Source organism: Nostoc sp. UHCC 0870, from assembly GCF_022063185.1.
Lineage (GTDB): Bacteria > Cyanobacteriota > Cyanobacteriia > Cyanobacteriales > Nostocaceae > Trichormus.
This window is the reverse complement of record NZ_CP091913.1, coordinates 6,402,944-6,421,060: the sequence shown is the minus strand read 5'-3', so window position 1 is coordinate 6,421,060 and position 18,117 is coordinate 6,402,944. Positions and strand designations below refer to the sequence as shown.

At 40.7% G+C, this 18,117-nt stretch carries 19 protein-coding genes; 15 read left to right on the top strand and 4 right to left on the bottom strand.

Annotated elements, in window-relative coordinates; genetic code table 11:
• The first annotated feature begins 447 nt into the window (after positions 1-447).
• The 3 genes from L6494_RS27155 (at position 448) to L6494_RS27145 (ending at position 3,647) form a co-directional block, all read left to right on the top strand.
• Positions 448-1,743 carry an HhoA/HhoB/HtrA family serine endopeptidase gene (locus tag L6494_RS27155; protein ID WP_237990859.1) on the top strand — a complete coding sequence of 432 codons (1,296 nt, stop codon included), beginning with the start codon at positions 448-450 and terminating at the stop codon, positions 1,741-1,743.
• A 154-nt stretch (positions 1,744-1,897) separates the two neighbouring features.
• Positions 1,898-2,431 carry a peptide deformylase gene (def, locus tag L6494_RS27150; protein WP_237990858.1) on the top strand — a complete coding sequence of 178 codons (534 nt, stop codon included), beginning with the start codon at positions 1,898-1,900 and terminating at the stop codon, positions 2,429-2,431.
• Positions 2,432-2,525: 94 nt separating this feature from the next.
• Positions 2,526-3,647, top strand: a complete 1,122-nt coding sequence (locus L6494_RS27145) for an HMA2 domain-containing protein (RefSeq protein WP_237990857.1) — start codon at positions 2,526-2,528, stop codon at positions 3,645-3,647.
• Between the two features lie 169 nt (positions 3,648-3,816).
• On the opposite strand, the gene L6494_RS27140 is transcribed toward L6494_RS27145, so the two are convergent.
• Positions 3,817-4,689: a 4-hydroxybenzoate solanesyltransferase gene (locus L6494_RS27140; RefSeq protein ID WP_237990856.1), complete on the bottom strand. Its 873-nt coding sequence runs from the start codon at positions 4,687-4,689 to the stop codon at positions 3,817-3,819.
• Between the two features lie 268 nt (positions 4,690-4,957).
• Here L6494_RS27140 and L6494_RS27135 point away from each other — a divergent pair, with 268 nt between their 5' ends.
• The 5 genes from L6494_RS27135 (at position 4,958) to L6494_RS27115 (ending at position 10,231) form a co-directional block, all read left to right on the top strand.
• On the top strand, positions 4,958-6,610 hold the full coding sequence (locus tag L6494_RS27135) for a Ppx/GppA phosphatase family protein (RefSeq protein WP_237990855.1): 1,653 nt from the start codon (positions 4,958-4,960) through the stop codon (positions 6,608-6,610).
• 110 nt (positions 6,611-6,720) lie between these two features.
• Entirely contained in the window at positions 6,721-7,053 is a 333-nt protein-coding gene (locus tag L6494_RS27130; RefSeq protein WP_237990854.1) for a type II toxin-antitoxin system PrlF family antitoxin, read from the top strand.
• Between the two features lie 86 nt (positions 7,054-7,139).
• Positions 7,140-7,583 carry a type II toxin-antitoxin system YhaV family toxin gene (locus L6494_RS27125; protein WP_237990853.1) on the top strand — a complete coding sequence of 148 codons (444 nt, stop codon included), beginning with the start codon at positions 7,140-7,142 and terminating at the stop codon, positions 7,581-7,583.
• An 87-nt stretch (positions 7,584-7,670) separates the two neighbouring features.
• Entirely contained in the window at positions 7,671-8,741 is a 1,071-nt protein-coding gene (locus tag L6494_RS27120; RefSeq protein WP_237990852.1) for a DMT family transporter, read from the top strand.
• Positions 8,742-9,049: 308 nt separating this feature from the next.
• Positions 9,050-10,231 (top strand): peptidoglycan-binding protein, encoded by a 1,182-nt coding sequence (locus L6494_RS27115; RefSeq protein ID WP_237990851.1) that lies wholly within the window; start codon positions 9,050-9,052, stop codon positions 10,229-10,231.
• A 123-nt stretch (positions 10,232-10,354) separates the two neighbouring features.
• Here the strand turns inward: L6494_RS27115 and trxB are convergent, their stop codons facing one another.
• Complete coding sequence (trxB, locus tag L6494_RS27110; RefSeq protein WP_237990850.1) at positions 10,355-11,725, bottom strand: thioredoxin-disulfide reductase; 1,371 nt, start codon at positions 11,723-11,725, stop codon at positions 10,355-10,357.
• A gap of 133 nt (positions 11,726-11,858) precedes the next feature.
• On the bottom strand, positions 11,859-12,236 hold the full coding sequence (locus L6494_RS27105; RefSeq protein WP_237990849.1) for a hypothetical protein: 378 nt from the start codon (positions 12,234-12,236) through the stop codon (positions 11,859-11,861).
• Between the two features lie 274 nt (positions 12,237-12,510).
• On the opposite strand from L6494_RS27105, the gene L6494_RS27100 reads away from it, so the two are divergent.
• From L6494_RS27100 to L6494_RS27085, 4 genes are all read left to right on the top strand, one after another.
• A complete protein-coding gene (locus L6494_RS27100) occupies positions 12,511-13,041 on the top strand; it encodes a type IV pilin-like G/H family protein (protein WP_237990848.1) in 531 nt (176 codons plus the stop codon).
• A 174-nt stretch (positions 13,042-13,215) separates the two neighbouring features.
• Entirely contained in the window at positions 13,216-15,435 is a 2,220-nt protein-coding gene (locus L6494_RS27095) for an O-linked N-acetylglucosamine transferase, SPINDLY family protein (RefSeq protein ID WP_237990847.1), read from the top strand.
• A gap of 27 nt (positions 15,436-15,462) precedes the next feature.
• A complete protein-coding gene (locus tag L6494_RS27090; protein WP_237990846.1) occupies positions 15,463-15,774 on the top strand; it encodes an element excision factor XisH family protein in 312 nt (103 codons plus the stop codon).
• Positions 15,762-16,097 (top strand): XisI protein, encoded by a 336-nt coding sequence (locus L6494_RS27085; RefSeq protein ID WP_237990845.1) that lies wholly within the window; start codon positions 15,762-15,764, stop codon positions 16,095-16,097. The genes L6494_RS27090 and L6494_RS27085 overlap by 13 nt, the downstream gene beginning before the upstream one ends.
• On the opposite strand, the gene L6494_RS27080 is transcribed toward L6494_RS27085, so the two are convergent.
• Entirely contained in the window at positions 16,094-16,672 is a 579-nt protein-coding gene (locus tag L6494_RS27080; protein ID WP_237990844.1) for a Uma2 family endonuclease, read from the bottom strand. The genes L6494_RS27085 and L6494_RS27080 overlap by 4 nt on opposite strands.
• Positions 16,673-16,850: 178 nt before the next feature.
• Here L6494_RS27080 and L6494_RS27075 point away from each other — a divergent pair, with 178 nt between their 5' ends.
• From L6494_RS27075 to L6494_RS27065, 3 genes are all read left to right on the top strand, one after another.
• On the top strand, positions 16,851-17,135 hold the full coding sequence (locus L6494_RS27075; protein WP_237990843.1) for a hypothetical protein: 285 nt from the start codon (positions 16,851-16,853) through the stop codon (positions 17,133-17,135).
• Entirely contained in the window at positions 17,135-17,557 is a 423-nt protein-coding gene (locus L6494_RS27070) for a type II toxin-antitoxin system VapC family toxin (protein WP_237990842.1), read from the top strand. The genes L6494_RS27075 and L6494_RS27070 overlap by 1 nt, the downstream gene beginning before the upstream one ends.
• A gap of 314 nt (positions 17,558-17,871) precedes the next feature.
• Entirely contained in the window at positions 17,872-18,117 is a 246-nt protein-coding gene (locus tag L6494_RS27065; RefSeq protein ID WP_237988609.1) for a hypothetical protein, read from the top strand.

Below are 18,117 nucleotides of genomic sequence, written 5' to 3'. Positions count from 1 at the left end.
CATTTACTACCTTTGCCACTAATCGTCACAATAGAGTTATGAGTGCTGAGTGCTGAGTGCTGAGTGTTGAGTGTTGAGTGTTGAGTGCTGAGTGTTGAGTGTTGAGTGCTGTTAGCGGTAGCGCGGTGTTTAGCCAGTGCTGAAGTAAAGGTAAACTAATCATGACTTAGCACGGGGTTATGTACGTTCCCTAGGGGATAGTCCGAGCGTAGACAGATGCTATTGCGTAGCTTACTCCCCGATAAGAGTACACCCCTCTACGCTAACAGCACTGAGTAGTCTACTCACTCACAACTCAGCACTCATAACTCAGCACTTACAACTCAGCACTCACAACTCAACACTCACAACTCAGCACTCATAACTCAGCACTTACAACTCAGCACTCATAACTCAGCACTCAAGAAATCCTAGCACCACCTGATAAACACGGAGAAATAAAGACACATGAAGACAACAGAGTATGGTATTAGCTTAAAAAATATTCATATTGGCAGTTGGTTTCAGCAAAGGGGAATTAACAGTATAAAGTTAATGTTCTTTAGTGGGGTAGCACTAGTATCTCTGGGGGGCTGCTCTCTTTTACCTACTAAGACACTACAAATCAGACCGAATGAATCCCAAGCGGAAGTTGCAGCTCAAACTACAACAGATGATACTATTTCAGAAGTTGCACCTCCACCTATAATTGCATCCTCTGGAGATCCCAACTTTGTTGTCAAAGTAGTGCAGAATGTGGGAAGTGCAGTGGTGCGGATTGATTCTGCCAGAACTGTAACTTCTCGTGTTCCAGATGGCTTTAATGATCCCATGTTCCGTCGCTTTTTTGATGATCCTGCACCATCACAACCTAGACAGCGCGTAGAACGGGGTAGCGGTTCAGGATTTATTATTAAATCTTCTGGCAATGGCAAGATTTACATTCTGACTAATGCTCATGTAGTAGATGGTGCTGATCAAGTAACAGTCACTGTCAAAAATCGTGAGCCTTTTGAGGGAAAAGTATGGGGTCAAGACCCAGTAACAGATGTAGCTGTGATTGAAATTGATGCCCAGAACCAGAACTTACCCACATTATCTTTAGGGAACTCAGAGAACTTACAACCAGGACAACCTGTTATTGCCATTGGGAATCCGTTAGGTTTGAATAACACTGTTACTTCGGGAATTATTAGTGCTACTGGTCGTTCTAGTAGTGATATTGGTGCGAGTGATAAGCGTGTTGACTTTTTGCAAACAGATGCGGCTATTAATCCGGGGAACTCTGGTGGCCCATTACTCAATGCTAATGGTCAAGTAATTGGCATGAATACAGCCATAATTCAAGGCGCACAGGGTTTAGGATTTGCTATTCCGGTTAATACTGTCAAGAAAATTTCTCAGGAGTTAATTGAGAAACGGAGAGTGGATCATCCTTATGTGGGGGTTCAGATGGTAACACTTACTCCAAAATTTAGAGAAAGATTTAATGAAAGATTTGGCGATCGCATCAATATTACAGCAGATAAAGGTGTTCTCTTAGTCAGAATTGTGCGTCGTTCTCCCGCCGATATTGCTGGACTCAGAAGTGGAGACGTAATTCAAAAAATTAATAATCAACCTGTCACCACAGTTGAACAAGTCCAAAAGCTAGTAGAAAATAGCCAAATTGGTACTCCCTTGCAAGTTGAAATAGTCCGTGATGGACAAACTGAGCAATTAGCAGTCAACCCTGCACCTTTACCAGTGCAAAGAGAAAGATAAGGGAAGGGGACGAGGAAGGTAGAAGTTTTCCCAATCCCCAGTCCCCAGCGATGCACTGAGCAGTTCGACAGGCTCACTGTATCACTTGTCGTTCGCGGAGCGTCTCGCAGAGAAGTGTCCCCAATCCCTTCACATTTCTTAAGGAGGATTACAAATGAGTGAATCACTATCCATCATCCAATTAGGCGATCGCATATTACGACAGAAAGCTGCTTGGGTGGAAAATGTTCATGATGCACGTATTCAAAAATTAATTGATGATTTAATCACTACTGCGGCTCAAGCGAATGGTGTCGGCATTGCTGCACCACAAGTTGCGGAATCTGTTCGTTTATTTATTGTGGCTTCCCGTCCTAACGCCAGGTATCCCAACGCGCCAGAAATGCAACCAACTGCCATGATCAACCCCAAGATAGTGGCTCACTCGACTGAAGTGAGCAAAGATTGGGAAGGTTGTCTCAGTGTTCCTGGTATTAGAGGTTTAGTTCCTCGATATCAAGCGATCGCAATTGAGTACATCGATCGCAATGGCAAATTACAAAAACAAGAGTTAACTAACTTTGTGGCTCGTATATTTCAACACGAATATGACCATCTAGATGGTGTTGTTTTTGTGGATCGTCTAGAATCTCATCTAAATAGAATCACTGAAGAAGAATATCAAAAAACTGTAGTTAAGAATACATAATAAAAATTATATCTTTATAAAAAGATCCAACAATTTTTTTGATGTATACCTAACCCATTGTTAACCTCATCAGCCAGGTGCAGTTATCGGATAAATGGCACAAACTATTACTATTATTAGTCGCGAAAGCTTAAGTCAAAATCTGCATCAGCTAAGATTCTCTGACTTAAGCTTTACTCAGCGTCACAACAATGTAGTAAAAATGAATATGAATAGCAGTAAAGTGGTGAAAGAGGCACAATTAAAACTTTCTGCTACTGGTATGCAAGTTGTACACGCAACAAATGGGCGCATACGCATCAAAGCGACTGATGATAGTTTTAGCTCCAACTGTAAGACTATCATCGAATATTTACGGCAATATCCTGGTGTGAAAGAAGTTTCTATCAACCAGCAAACAAGCAGTTTGGTAGTTAACTTTGACGAAAAGCAACTGTCGCTGTCTGAGATGTTGGGTATATTGCAAGCCCTAAATATTCAGATAACCCCAGATGCACCCATATCAGATCCCTTTGCAGCTTGGAAATCTGCTGACTTTTGGAAAGAGCAGACCATATCTTTCATTCCCTTGATGACAGGGTTAGCAGTTACAGGTAGATTAGGAATTAGCGGTTTAGCATCGATTCCCGTTTATATGATTACCGCAGACGCAACGCGCAGGGTAATTGATTATTTAAAACCACTAATTGCTGGTGAGATGAGCGGTGAAAGAGCAGATAGCGACGATAAATCTGCAAACCAAGAAAATAAAACACCGATTGTTAAACAAGATAAAGAGTTAACAACATGGTCGGCTAAAGTGACCTATAGTGTTATACATAAAATACCTGGAAGGATTCGGTTTCACCTACCAATACTGACTAGCGATCGCGCCTATGGACGCAGATTAGAAAAGTTGTTGAAAACTGATGCGGTAGTCAAAAACGTGCGAATCAATATTGATGCAGCTTCAATTGCGATTATCTACCAGTCCAACGCAGAAATAGCTGTATCTCATTGGGTAAGTCTGATGGAATTAGCCCTAGAGAGAACCCCGCCAACAGTTCCCGTTAGCGAAGTTTTACAGCAAACATCACCTACATCTGAGCCAATAACCGAGCCAGAAAATATCAATACACCTGAAGGCGAAACGATATATATATCCCGTTGGTGGGCTGATATGAAGTCTTCAGCACTATCTTATTCTTTAGACTTTATGGCGAACTTGCCACTGTAAATAGTTCCCAACTGAGAAATATTGAAGGAATCAAGATGGACGATTCTGCATCATCAGCATCAGATGCTGTCCCGCGACCGAGACAATATCTGATTTTTCACGGGATCTGGAAAACGCCTCTCCAAAGCATCGGAGCAGGTTTGGAGAAGGGTTTTTTCCATCGCCTGCTCTAAAAAGAACCTATAATCATTCCACCTAGTAAAATAAAACCAATCCAAACGTTCTGACGGAACATTTGCCCATAAACAGGATTAGGTAATTCTGGTTTTCTTAATTGGAGAAACTGCCAAAACCAGCCAATAGTCCCAATAGTTAAACTAATCCAAAAAGCTAATTTTAGGTGAATAGCAACACCTAGCCACCCTAATAAAGCGATCGCACCAAGAAAGAATATACCAATGGCTACAGGTGCGTAATCTCCGAAGAACAAAGCACTGGAATTAACACCAATGCGGCGATCATCTGCGCGATCGCTCATGGCGTAAACTGTATCAAATCCTAATGTCCACAATAAAGTAGCCCCCCACAATAACCAAGTGGGTTGAGAAATATTCTGTGTAACTGCACTCCAGCTAATTAACACCGCAAAACCCCAGGCGATTGACAGCACCAATTGCGGTACTGGGAAAACTCGTTTTGCACCAGGATACAAGAGAATTACAGGGACAGCCGCCACAGACAAGCAAAAACTCAAAGTGTTGAGATAAAACGCCAGCACCGCCGCACAAGCTAAAGCGACAATCCCCACCCCTATCCCCACTTTTACAGATAACGCACGGGAAGCAAGGGGGCGATCGCGGGTTCTTTCCACTTCTGGATCAATATCCCTATCCCACAAATCATTCACCACACACCCAGCCGCACTAGTGGCGAGAGTACCCAAGACAATCACCCCCACCAATGCTAAAGGCGGCTTACCCGCAGCAGCCAAAAATACTGCCCAAAGTGCAGGAATCATCAAAATCAAACGTCCTTCGGGTTTATGCCACCGCAAAAGCCGGATAATTGTTAGCCAGACTGGTTCTTGGTTACTTTCTAACATTGGGGTCTAATTCGTAATTCGTAATTCGTAATATATTTTTATATCTATAGAATATCTTTTTTTGATATTTGTAAAAACACAATCTCTAGTGGCAACGTCAAAGACGCTGCGATTGTGACTAAAATAGTAAATAACAGGGTGAATATACTTAAATTAGGTGGACTCGATACGGTCAACCTGATTACAAGTAGATTGCAACCAATATCAGTGCCAACTACCCCGACACGCGATTTTTTTACGATCCTTCCTTATAGAGAGAGAAAACTAGATGCTGAATTTAGTTTCGGCTGACTGTTTGAGTGTCAATACTCAAGCGGTTAAGCAACACCGGATTATTGCGGCCATTGATATGGGAACAAATTCCCTGCACATGGTGATAGTCAGGATTGACCCGACTTTACCAGCTTTTACGATTATTGGTAAAGAAAAAGAAACTGTACGATTAGGCGATCGCGATATTGCTACTGGGGAGTTAAAACCAGAGATAATGGATAAAGCGATCGCAGCTTTGGGACGCTTCCAAAAGGTGGCTAAAACTGCTAATGCAGAAACTATGATCGCTGTCGCCACTAGTGCAGTGCGGGAAGCTCCCAACGGTAAAGATTTTTTACACAAAGTAGAATCAGAGTTGGGTTTATGCGTTGACTTGATTTCTGGTCAAGAAGAAGCGCGACGCATCTATTTAGGTGTGCTGTCGGGGATGGAGTTCCATAACCAGGCTCACATCATTATTGATATTGGCGGGGGTTCTACAGAAATCATTTTGGGCGATAGCGACGAACCGCGTACTCTCACCAGCACGAAAGTCGGTGCAGTGCGCCTGACTACTGAGTTAATCAGTTCTGACCCCATTTTAGATGTTGAGTTTCAGTACCTACAAGCCTATGCGCGGGGGATGTTGGAACGTTCTGTAGATGAAGTTTTAGCTAATCTCCAGTTTGGCGAATTTCCCAAATTAATTGGTACTTCCGGCACAATTGAAACCATCGCCATGATTCATGCACGGGAAAAGTTGGGGACTATCCCTTCTACCCTCAATGGCTATAAATTCACCCTCCCAGACTTGCAAGAGTGGGTAAATCGCCTGCGGAAAATGACCAACGCGCAAAGAGCAGTCGTCCCAGGGATGCCAGAGAGACGCTCTGAAGTGATTTTAGCCGGGGCGGTGGTTTTGCAGGAAGCAATGATGCTTTTGGGTATAGACTCTATCTCAACCTGTGGGCGAGCCTTGCGGGAAGGTGTGATTGTGGACTGGATGTTAAGCCACGGCTTGATTGAAGATAGACTACGCTTTCAAAGTTCGGTGCGTGAGCGTAGTGTATTGAAGCAGGCGAGTAAGTACCAAGTCAATTTAGCATATAGCGATCGCGTGGCTGCTTTTGCTTTAAGTTTATTTGACCAAACCCAAGGACAACTCCACCATTGGGGAACAAATGAACGACAATTACTTTGGGCGGCAGCAATTTTACACAATTGCGGTCATCATATTAGCCATTCGTCGCACCATAAACACTCTTACTATCTCATTCGGAATAGTGAATTACTCGGCTACAACGAAACCGAAATCGAAATTATTGCCAATTTAGCCCGTTATCACCGCAAATCGCCACCCAAAAAGCGACACGAAAATTATCGTAATTTATTGAGTAAACAGCATCGCCAAATAGTCAGTCAGTTGAGTGCGCTGCTAAGATTAGCAGTAGCATTAGATAGACGACAAATTGGTGCGATCGCTCAAATCAAATGTGATTATTACCGCCAATTCCAGCAGTTCAATTTGCTAATTTATCCAGTCAATCCAGATGATGATTGTGCCTTAGAACTCTGGAGTTTAGACTTCAAAAAAGGAGTATTTGAAGCAGAATTTGGGGTGAAATTAGTAGCCCATTTAGAAACATCTGCGATTCCTACTTTCTCCTAAATAGTGTAGTGGGGTGCGTTACTTAGTTAACGCACCTAGTCACCCTTGACGAGACAATGCAATTGCATTACCTTGATAATAGAGTTTAACCAACAGGTTGAGAAGTAGCTATGGCTATAAAACTAGCCCCATGTTCAGAATCTACCCTGACTGATCGTTATCAGACAACGATTCCTGATCCAATTCGCAAAGCTCTTGGCTTGAATAAGCGTGATAAAATCTGCTACACCATTCAACCCGACGGTCAGGTAGTGATTTCTCGTGTTGATCAGACACAAAGTGATCCAATACTTGGGAAGTTTATACATTTTCTGGCAGAAGATATTGAGAAAAATCCACAGCACTTAAAGGCCATTAGCTCTGATCTAGTAAGTCATATTCAGTGCTTAGTTGCTGACGTTGATTTTGATCTTGATGTACCACTTGTAGATGAGGATGAATAAATTTGTCCTTAAATCAGCCGCTAGTAATTAATGGGTGGAATATATTTGCTCATGCTCTCTTCCTGAACCAGGTTGAAGAACTTTTGATGCAAGTTGAATATTTACGGGAAAAATATCCTCAAGACTACAAAAAGAAAAATGCTGCCAAGCGTCTAGGGGCGATCGCACGATTGGCATTTGATGTTATTCCTCAAGATCCAACCCGTAGTGATTACCGTCAAGGAACTACTCTTGGTGATGATTACAAGCACTGGTTTAGAGCCAAATTTTTTCAGCAGTACCGCCTATTTTTTCGATATCATCAGGAAAGTAAAATTATTGTGTTTGCTTGGGTTAACGATGAGAACTCTAAGCGAGCATATAACAGTAATACAGATGCTTATCAAGTTTTTCACAAAATGCTTGATAGTGGTCATCCTCCCAATGATTGGGATGATTTGCTTAAAGAGGCAAAGAAGGAAATTCATCGGTTACAAAATGTAATCAATGCAGAAAAACAAAACGAAATTCCGCCAGTCCCTAATCCGTAAGTATTATTTCCTTCACAAAAAGACACAATTGGGTAAAATTGGTTAAAGCAATCTCTGCATCTGTAAACCAAAGGCATCAGCAAACCCATGCAACTGAAACTCAGTGCATCTAAACTACCCTTCGCACCTCTACTACTCATTGCGCCCTTTTTCCTCTGGGGAACAGCAATGGTAGCGATGAAAGGAGTCATTCCCCACACCACCCCCTTATTTATGGCGGGGTTACGGTTGCTACCGGCGGGAGTGTTAATTTTAATTGTCGCCGCACTCATGGGTAGACCCCAGCCTACAGGTTGGAAAGCATGGCTGTGGATTGGGTTATTTGGTGTAGTTGATGGCACTTTATTTCAAGGCTTTTTAGCAGAAGGATTAGTTAGAACCAGTGCCGGTTTAGGTTCAGTGATGATTGATTCCCAACCTTTGGCGGTGGCTTTGCTGTCGTTGTGGCTATTTCAAGAACGTATCGGTTTGTGGGGATGGCTAGGGTTAAGCTTGGGAGTCATGGGTATTAGTTTAATTGGCTTACCCGATGAGTGGATTTTCAGTATATTTGGGACGGCTTCAGAGGTCACAATAGGCAACTGGCAAAACCTTTTTGCTAGTGGTGAATGGCTGATGCTGTTAGCAGCTTTGTCTATGGCTGTCGGAACAGTCTTAATTAGATATGTGACCAAGTATACTGACCCAGTGACAGCTACTGGCTGGCATATGATTTTAGGAGGTTTGCCATTATGGAGCGTTTCATCGGTTGTAGAATCTCAGCAATGGCAAAGTCTTGTGACTGCTGATTGGTTGGCTTTGGGTTATGCTACTGTTTTTGGTAGTGCGATCGCCTATGCTTTATTTTTCTACTTTGCTTCTAGTGGTAGCCTCACCAGTCTGAGTTCCCTAACTTTTCTCACACCAGTCTTTGCGCTCCTATTTGGTCATCTCTTACTCTCAGAAGTCCTCAGTACATTACAGTGGGTAGGAGTATTTCTCACTTTAATTAGCATCTACCTCATCAATCAGCGTGATAACTTGGGAGGGCAAAATAAAACTCTCGTGGTGGGAGAAACAGCTAATACACAGCAAACACAACTTGCAGAAGCATCTACAAAGCAGTTAAATACTGTAACTGTATCTGTAAGAAAATCTGAATCGGAAACACTGCCTTAATTCTATTTTGGATGATGTTCACCTAGATTCTCATATCCCTCCAGGTGCTACAAGTTCTGTTGGTATGAACCACCATATTTCAATTAACAGTAGCCCCAAGCTTGATTTGATGGTTTTATCTCAACCTGATTGTGGTATAAACGATCTATTGTTAAAACAGAAAAAATATAGAAATCAATAATTAGTTAAGGTAAGATAATTTACATAACTCTTACAGAAAATCAAACTTTATTTGCCATATAAAAGTTAATATTTAGACAGATTTTATCACTTCCCTAGAACTTTCATGCTGCAATTTTGAACTTAATATGAGGCTATACCGCTCCTCAATTTTAATCATCACCTATTTTTCTTGCCTGGGTTTTTACTTAAATCCCGCCAGCGCAACCACACCTAAAGTCTGGTATCTGGCACAAGTCAGTTCTACTAGACCCACTAAGCCGGTTGTTCTCACACCAGGTAGTCAAGGGTCAGATGTGCGAACACTGCAAACTCAATTAAAGGAGTTAGGGTACTATGATGACCTGATAGATGGGAAATACGGTCAAAGTACAAAAAGTGCTGTAGTTCAATTCCAGACAGCCAAGGGTTTAAAAAGGGTAGATGGTTTTGCAGACCTGACAACCCAAAAGACTCTGCAAGCAGCATTTGCAGCCAAAAAAAGTCAACTAGCGATTTCTCCTCGGACTGAAACCGCCAATTCAACCATCCCATCCACTACCAAACCCCAGTCCGACCAAAGCAATTTGATTTGGTGGTTAATATTGGTTTTAGGAACTTTAGGAAGTATTGGGGCTATCCTGTTCTTACTGAGATTGTATGAGCAAAACCAAGCAGAAAAATTACCTGAAAACTCAGGGATAAGAGCTTTAAGTCCAGCTCAAGAAAATAAAGTTCCACTGACTTTACAAGAAGTTGAAAAAACATCGGTTAACCAAGAAAATACAGTTCAATTCACAAATTCACCTACAGCCAGCGCATCAATTTCTTCTACAACAGAAATGCCTGTAGAAACCACTTCTCGTATAACCAAACTCAGCATTGTTGATGAATTAATTAGAGATTTACGTAGTACCGACCCCAGCAAGCGACACAAAGCTATCTGGGATTTAGGTCAGCAAGGCGATTCACGAGCAATTCAGCCATTGGTAAACCTGTTGATTGATGCTGATTCTCAACAACGCAGTTTAATTTTGGCTTCTTTGTCAGAAATTAACATCCGCACACTCAAACCCATCAACCGGGCTTTAGCCGTCTCCATGCAAGATGACAGTCCAAAAGTCAGGCAAAATGCCATCCGTGACTTAACCCGTGTGTATGACATGATGGGACAAATGAGCCAAATGTTAAACCATGCCCTTGATGACCCTGATGCTGAAGTCCAGGCTACAGCAAGATACGCTCTTACTCAAATGAATAGAATGCGGAGTGTATCTAATAGTCAGATTTCACCAGGAGATAGTCAAGATGGGCAGGGGACAAGGGAATAATCAAGTCAGCTGATGAAACCCGAAGAACCCCACCCCGCCATAGCTACGCTTTGTCTCCCCTCCCCGTGAACGGGGAGGGGCTGGGGGTGGGGTTCAATGACGACTGTTGGAAGCAAGCCCTAATCAAAGATTAGTTTCAATCAATTGGCGATACTCACTTTTTTGCTTAACGCCTTTGATTTCCTTTAATAGTTCTTGATTTTTGAAAAACTGTATTGTTGGTGTTCCTGTTACGCCGGCATTTTCGGCAATTTCGCGGTCTTTGTCGATGTCGATTTCTACAAAGTGGATTTTACTTTCAAATTCGACCACTACTTTATTTAAAATCGGCTTGAGGGTGTGACAAGGGCCACAACCAGGGGAGACGTATTTGACAACGAGTAGGCGATCGCTTTCGTGGAATAATTTCCTTAGAGCATAACCCCCCTCATGGCGAGTTACAGCTAAATCAAACTCCGCCGCTTGTTCGGCTTCAGTTTTCTGAGCAGTTGGCTGAGGTTCTAACTCATTATTAATAGTCAGCTGTTGATGGAACTCGTGAATCAAAGCATTAGCAGACAACCAACGTTCCGCCAACAACGCCGCCGCACAGCCACTACCAGCCGCCGTAATTGCTTGGCGATATTCATGGTCTTGCACGTCACCAGCAGCAAATACACCCTCTACACTAGTTTCTGGTGAACCATGTTTAGTGACAATGTAACCCACTTCGTCTAGTTCCAATTGCCCTTTAAATAAAGCAGTATTAGGCGTGTGACCAATGGCGTAGAATAAACCCTTAGCTGACAGTTTGGTTTCTTCCCCAGTTTTTCTATTACGGACTGTTATCCCTTCCATGTGACCGCTACCGAATATATCTACAGCCTCGGTGTTCCAATGCACTTGGATTTTAGGATTACTCAACAGTCGGTCTTGCATGGCTTTAGAAGCCCGCATCTTATCAGAACGCACTAACAAATTCACTTTCGAGCCATACTTAGTTAAATAAATAGACTCCTCCGCCGCCGAGTCACCAGCACCAACCACCGCTAATTCTGCACCGTGGAAAATTGGCGTAGCACCATCGCAAATTGCACAAGCAGAAATTCCCCGACTCCAGAATTGATGTTCACTGGGTAAACCCAAACGTTTAGCTGTCGCACCAGTGGCAATAATTATAGTGTGAGCCTTGACTTCCCTTTCTTCTGAGCGGATAGTAAAAGGACGCTGACTCAAATCAACTGAAATCACATCCTCAGTATATAACTCAGCCCCCCAACGCTCCGCCTGCGCCTTCATCCTATCCATAAGTTCCGGCCCCGTTATCCCTTGGGGAAATCCCGGAAAATTCTCTACTTCCGTTGTCGTCATTAATTGACCACCAGGTAATCCCCCAACTTGGAAACCTTCAAATACCACAGGTTTTAAATTAGCTCGTCCAGCATATATAGCCGCAGTGTAACCTGCTGGCCCAGAACCGATAATTACTAAGTTCTCTACAGTCTGATTAGTCATAATAATTATCTGAACTCATAACGACTACGTTTAATATAGCATAACATATGAGTCAGGCAAGCGATCGCAAATAACAAAAGTCGGGAATAACATTCACCAAATCACCTAAAAATGTAGGTTTGGTTAAATTTATTTACTCAGACTGCTCTTGCAGAGATTTCCTGATAGTTTCAACATCTAGTTCTAAGAATTCTGCTATTTCTTGAATACTCATACCTCTCTGAATACATTTTGGGACTAATTTCAATTTTGTTTCTAGTTCTGTTTCCGGTCTTGTCTTTGCTAAGATACTTTTGTACAATCGAGTATTTTTGAATTCATCGAAATCAAGCATGGCTTCAATTTCTTCTACGCTAAGAGTGGGGAACTTGTAAAATACAATTGCTTGAATAAAATAGCCAATTTTCTTGATATCAATACATTGTAGCTTTTGCAAGGTACAGTACATTTTGAATCTGTGGATTATGTAACGCAAACCGCCGTGAGTTACTGGTTCTAGTGCAGGCTTCACATACACATATATCAAAGACCTAGAAAGGGGTGGTGCGATGATCGCCTGACGTGTCTTCTATACAGGCTGACCAAATAAAGCAATTGTCAGTAGAAAACAGGAGATAAACCTTATTTCTTCATCCACTAGATTAATTTTATTAGTAAATATACGTAATTATAGCTAAAACAAGAAGTTTTTTTACTGGAGTGATAGATCGCAGATTGCAACTGGGTAAGTTTTTTTTAGAACAGAGCGATCGCATTCTACTTACCCCAAACTTCAGGAGAAACCCATGCTCAAGCCAGAATTGCAAGCTAAATTCCTTAACCACCTCAGCAACCGTAAAAAGAAAGAAGAAGAAGGTTTTACCTTAATTGAACTGCTAGTTGTAGTAATTATTATCGGTGTACTTGCTGCGATCGCGTTACCTTCACTACTTGGTCAGGTAAACAAAGCGAAACAGTCAGAAGCGAGAAACTACGTTGGTACAGTTAACCGTTCTCAACAAGCTTACTACCTAGAATACCAAAAGTTCGCTACAGGATTATCTGAATTGCAAGTAGGTATCAAGACTCAATCTGAAAATTACGACTACAGCATCACCGGTGATGGAAGTGGTAATGCTCAATTTAAAGGAATAGCTAATAAAGCTGCGTTGAAATCCTACTATGGATTAGTAGGTACAACTGTAGGAGAGAGTGCTACCTCTGAAGCACTCACATTAGCAATAGCTTGTGAGTCACCAGGTCCTTCTCAAGAAGTTAGTGATGTCAATACATTTACTACAACTTGTGAAAATGATTTTGTATCTTTGGCTAGATAAGCAAGTGTAAAACATTCACTTCTTATAATTCTTTGTTATTTCACATACTTTTTTATGTTGGGTAGTGTTTTTAAACATTACCCAATTTCTGCAATTTGCTCTAAGTGTGATTTTTCATTGAGCTAATTGCTACATCTCTATCGTGTTTCATCCTACCAATTTTTGATAATTACTATGCTCTCATTAACTCCTCCAGTTCAATATCATCAGCGTGCAGAAAAATATTTTCTTGCAGGTAATTATATCCAAGCTGCAAGTCTCTACGAAGAAGCAATTACCATAGAACCTGATGTTAAATCTCACTATTGGCATTTAGGATTAATGTTACTGTTGCAAGGGCAAGAGGTAGAAGCCCAGACAACTTGGTTTATGGCCATCATGGAAGTCGATACAGAACAAGTCGAAACCTGTCAGGCAGAATTAATTAAGATTTTGCAAACAGAGGCTGAACGCCGAGAAGAATTAAAAGAATATTTAGTAGCTGAAAAGATTCGCAATAACATCAAGGAAATTTTTCCTCAAGATATTCATAATCTCTTAAATTTGATTAAATTGGCTATCAAGTTAGAAACCTATAGTGGTCAAGATTTAGAAGAACTAGGACTAATCAAAGTTCTCCAATCTCAACCAAAAGGAGATGTCAATTTAGAACTGCTAATGGATGTTCTAAAATTAATTTTAGACTATGCACCTTTACACCCACCAACCCTGGAGTTTCTGGAAGCGTGTTTACCACATTGCAAAAATAATCATCAAATTTTGTTGATAGTTGTACTGCCAGCAGCTTTAGAAATAGCTTACTCAAAAAGGCTACCAAAAATAGCTGTAAAATTGTGCGAAATATATTTAAAGTTAAGCCCTAATAATACAGAGGTCATAGGTCAACTAGCTACATTTTATCAGAATGCGGGTCAATTCGATCAAGGTATAGAAACTGCTAAATCATACTACTCTTTAGTAGAAAATTTACCAGAAAAAGTTTTCGCAAATCGCCAAATTTTGCGGGGATTAATGACCGCAGGTGGTCATTGGGAAGAATCTTGCTTAGTACAAAAAAGACAAGAAGAATTAGTAGAGTCACTAATTAAAGCCCAACCGAAAGAACTAGATTCAGTTAGAATAGCCAGATTATTTAATGCCAATTTTTTTACTCCATATATTGAAGATAATCCAAAGAAAAACAAACATATTCAAAACCAGTTATTACAGCTTTGTGAAGCCAATATAGAAAATTATGCTAAAGAAAAAGTAGAAAAGTATTTTCATGGTCACATAGAAAGAAAAAAACAAAACCTTACAGATAAAAAACTTAAGATAGGATACTTATCTTATTGTCTTAGAAGTCACTCTGTAGGTTGGTTAGCGCGATGGTTATTTCAGTATCATGACCGGAACAAATTTGAAATTTCTGCTTATTTTATTAATACTAATCCAGAGTGTGATCCTCTACATGAATGGTATCTTAGTAAACTAGACAAAGCATATAAATCAAACCATACTTCAGAGATTGCTGAAGAAATATACAAAGATGAAATCGATATTTTGATAGATTTGGATAGTATTACTTTAGATATTAGCTGTGAAATCGTATCCTTAAAACCTGCACCAGTTCAAGTTACTTGGTTAGGTTTCGATGCTTCTGGTAGCCCATCAATAGATTATTTCATTGCTGACCCCTACGTCTTACCAGAATCAGCCCAGGAATATTATAGTGAAAAAATTTGGCGTTTACCTCAAACCTACATAGGTATAGATGGTTTTGAGGTTAGTGTACCTACGATAACTCGTGAACAATTAGATATTCCTCATGATGGAATTGTGTATCTCTGCGCCCAACGAGGCTTTAAGCGACATCCAGATATTGCAAGACTGCAATTGAGAATCCTTAAAGAAGTTCCCAATAGCTACTTCTTAATTAAAGGGATATCTGATGAAGAATCGATCAAAATATTCTTTGATGGGCTAGCAGAAGAAGAGGGCGTAGATACCTCTAAATTGCGCTTTCTTCCAGGTGTAATTGCAGAATCGGTTCACCGTGCTAATTTAGGAATTGCTGATATTGTATTAGACACCTATCCCTACAACGGTGCTACAACCACCCTAGAAACTCTATGGATGTGTATCCCTATGGTGACGCGAGTAGGTGAGCAATTCGCTGCACGTAACAGTTACACCATGATGATGAATGCTGGTATTACAGAAGGTATTGCTTGGACTGATGAAGAATATGTAGAGTGGGGTGTGCGTTTGGGTAAGGATGAAGCCTTAAGACAACAAATTGCTTGGAAGTTGAGACAGTCCAGAAAAACATCACCTCTATGGAATGGTAAGCAGTTTACCCGTGAAATGGAAAATGCTTACACCCAAATGTGGCAGAGGTATATTAGTTCGTAGTGAGGGCTTCAGCCCTCAAAATTAGACATGACTAAGGGCTTCAGCCCTTACTACAAACTTTTAAGAATAAGTATCAATTTTATCATTCAAGATAGAGTTGATACTCTTTTTTATGGGATATTATTTCATTATCAGTTGACAGCATTGGGACAGTTTATCAACTATAGAGGCGCACTGAAACGACGACAGCCAGAGCGTGTTTTATATTTAGCAGTACCTTTGACAACCTATAAAACATTTTTTCAACTTGATTTCCCTCAAGAAATGATTGAAGAGAATCGAGTCAAAATGATTATTTATAATGCAGAAAAAGAGGTAATTGTCAAATGGAAAAAATAGCCAATTATCGCCAGATGATACAACAAATATTACAGGAGTATAGTCAGCAAAAACCTGCTAACGGAAATATAGAAGTTGAAAATATTTTTGATACAGAACGTGATCATTACCAAATAGTTCATGTTGGCTGGGAGGGACAGGATTGGGTGCATAGTTGTATCATCCATATCGATATTAAGGGTGAAAAAATTTGGCTTCAGTGGAATGGTACAGAGGATGATATTGCAGCCAATTTAGTTACGATGGGAGTACCTAAAGAAGATATTGTGTTAGGTTTTCAGTCTCCTTTTATGAGGAAATTTACAGAATATGCAGTGGGTTAACTCCAGATAATCTGCAAATCTAAAGTAAAACCAATTAATATATCTTCTCCAGATAAGTTGGTAGGAGATTCTAATACTTCTTTTGGTTGCCCTTGACGATAAATTTCTATACGGCGTGTTTTTCTGTCTATCAACCAACCTAGCTTTACTCCCGCATTCATATATTCTTGCATTTTAGCTTGTGTTTCACTCAAGCTATCGGATGGAGACATCAACTCTAAAACAAAATCAGGCGCAATGGGAGGAAATTTTTCTCGTTGTTCTAATGAAAGTGCATTCCATCGGCTAATTTCTATCCAAGAAACATCAGGAGAACGGTTTGCACCATTGGGGAGTCGAAAACAAGTAGAAGAGTCAAAAACTTCACCTAGTTGTGTTTGCTCATTCCACAAAACAAATCTTGTTGTAAGTTTGGCGTTACTTTTTCCAGTTTCTCCCCCTGTAGGTGGCATAACTATCAATTCTCCGTTAGCATTGAGTTCAAACTTAATATCGGGATTATCTCGACATAGCTGATAAAATTGGTCTTCACTGAGTCTAACTACGTTGTTCAAGTTAATAGTAATAGTAGTCACGGCGATATTTTAAGATAAGAGTATATAGCAATCCTAAATCATTCATGAGAGGCCAGATACCCGACTTCTTCAAGAAGTCAGGTATCTGGGATTCCGTGTTTTCTCGCAACTCAATTAGGATTGCTATAGTATTGAGATATAGAAGCCATAGCATTGATCTTAGTTTATCAATACAGACATGGAAACAATGAAGTTGCGATCGCATATTGGAGACGATGGTATATTGCAAATCCATACTCCCACCGACTTTAAAGATAAATCTGTTGAGGTAGTGCTAGTTATACAGCCGTTACCAGATACTTCCAGTACAACACCAGAAAAACCACAATATAACGCTTGGGGAAAACCAACGACGAAAACATCCATCAGGAATGCAATTGCTAGAATGCAACAACTGCGGAGAGAAGTGGCGTTGGAAAAAGCTGCAATTCCCTCCATGATAGAAGAGGGGCGAAGATTTTAATGCAGTTTGTTTTAGATTGTTCTGTAGGAATTAGCTGGTGTTTGGTAGATGAAAATAACGATTACGCTAATGCGATACTAGCAATAATGCCGGATGCTGAAGTATTCGTACCAGGGATTTGGTTACTAGAAATTGCTAATGTCCTACTGGTAGCTGAACGGCGTAAGCGCATGACTCAGGAACAATCTGAGGAAGCAATTACATTGTTACAGTCATTATTAATAAAAGTTGATTCGTCTGCAAATACAAATGTATTTGGTGCAATCTTAGACCTAGGGCGACAAGAAGGTTTAGCAGCTTATGACGCAGCTTATTTAGAATTGGCATTGCGATTAGGATTACCCTTAGCAACACTTGATGCTCGATTAGCAGAGGCGGCTACAAGGTGTGGAGTGGAGTTAGTCGTTGTTGATGAGGTATAACAGCCCTAGCAGTAATTTTAACAACTTTAAGAGCAAAAATATCCAAAATTTAGGGTGCGTCAGTGTGCTGACTTTTCACGGGATCTGGAAAACCCCTCTCCAAAGACGCGGAGCGGCTTCTCGCTAGAGTACCTCTCCCCTACAAGGCTACGGTGTACACACAAGTCTTAAAATCCCAGTCACCACTTGCTTTGTAGCCCTTAAATGTCATTCTGAGTGGAGCGGAGCTAGGGTGTTGACTTTGGGTATCTTATGATGATATTTCTTCATACAGGATAGACACCTAAAAATATCAAATTGAGGTTGGGTGGTTAATGAATAAATTAAAAAGTTCCTCCAGCCGATTAATTCGTCTGTTTAAACAAAGTAGAGAGAATTGGAAAGAGATAGCCCTTGAGAGACAAAAAAAGCTCAGAGCATTAGAAGTAAAAGTTAGGGATTTATTGCTCTCAAGAGAGAATTGGAAAACACGGGCGATGAAAGCAGAAAAAGAACTACGTATCCTTCATACCAATTTGGTTGATGGACAAAAAAAGGGGAAGAAAATTCCGAAAAAATAG

Excerpts from the sequence above, each read along its gene's own strand:
- L6494_RS27115 (WP_237990851.1), top strand. The coding sequence starts at position 9,050 with ATGAGGCTATACCGCTCCTCAATTTTAATCATCACCTATTTTTCTTGC.
- L6494_RS27125 (WP_237990853.1), top strand. The coding sequence starts at position 7,140 with ATGCAAGTTGAATATTTACGGGAAAAATATCCTCAAGACTACAAAAAG.
- L6494_RS27120 (WP_237990852.1), top strand. The coding sequence starts at position 7,671 with ATGCAACTGAAACTCAGTGCATCTAAACTACCCTTCGCACCTCTACTA.
- L6494_RS27130 (WP_237990854.1), top strand. The coding sequence starts at position 6,721 with ATGGCTATAAAACTAGCCCCATGTTCAGAATCTACCCTGACTGATCGT.
- L6494_RS27155 (WP_237990859.1), top strand. The coding sequence starts at position 448 with ATGAAGACAACAGAGTATGGTATTAGCTTAAAAAATATTCATATTGGC.
- L6494_RS27100 (WP_237990848.1), top strand. The coding sequence starts at position 12,511 with ATGCTCAAGCCAGAATTGCAAGCTAAATTCCTTAACCACCTCAGCAAC.
- L6494_RS27090 (WP_237990846.1), top strand. The coding sequence starts at position 15,463 with ATGACTAAGGGCTTCAGCCCTTACTACAAACTTTTAAGAATAAGTATC.
- L6494_RS27075 (WP_237990843.1), top strand. The coding sequence starts at position 16,851 with ATGGAAACAATGAAGTTGCGATCGCATATTGGAGACGATGGTATATTG.
- L6494_RS27145 (WP_237990857.1), top strand. The coding sequence starts at position 2,526 with ATGGCACAAACTATTACTATTATTAGTCGCGAAAGCTTAAGTCAAAAT.
- trxB (WP_237990850.1), bottom strand. The coding sequence starts at position 11,725 with ATGACTAATCAGACTGTAGAGAACTTAGTAATTATCGGTTCTGGGCCA.
- L6494_RS27140 (WP_237990856.1), bottom strand. The coding sequence starts at position 4,689 with ATGTTAGAAAGTAACCAAGAACCAGTCTGGCTAACAATTATCCGGCTT.
- L6494_RS27135 (WP_237990855.1), top strand. The coding sequence starts at position 4,958 with ATGCTGAATTTAGTTTCGGCTGACTGTTTGAGTGTCAATACTCAAGCG.
- L6494_RS27065 (WP_237988609.1), top strand. The coding sequence starts at position 17,872 with ATGAATAAATTAAAAAGTTCCTCCAGCCGATTAATTCGTCTGTTTAAA.
- def (WP_237990858.1), top strand. The coding sequence starts at position 1,898 with ATGAGTGAATCACTATCCATCATCCAATTAGGCGATCGCATATTACGA.
- L6494_RS27095 (WP_237990847.1), top strand. The coding sequence starts at position 13,216 with ATGCTCTCATTAACTCCTCCAGTTCAATATCATCAGCGTGCAGAAAAA.
- L6494_RS27070 (WP_237990842.1), top strand. The coding sequence starts at position 17,135 with ATGCAGTTTGTTTTAGATTGTTCTGTAGGAATTAGCTGGTGTTTGGTA.
- L6494_RS27085 (WP_237990845.1), top strand. The coding sequence starts at position 15,762 with ATGGAAAAAATAGCCAATTATCGCCAGATGATACAACAAATATTACAG.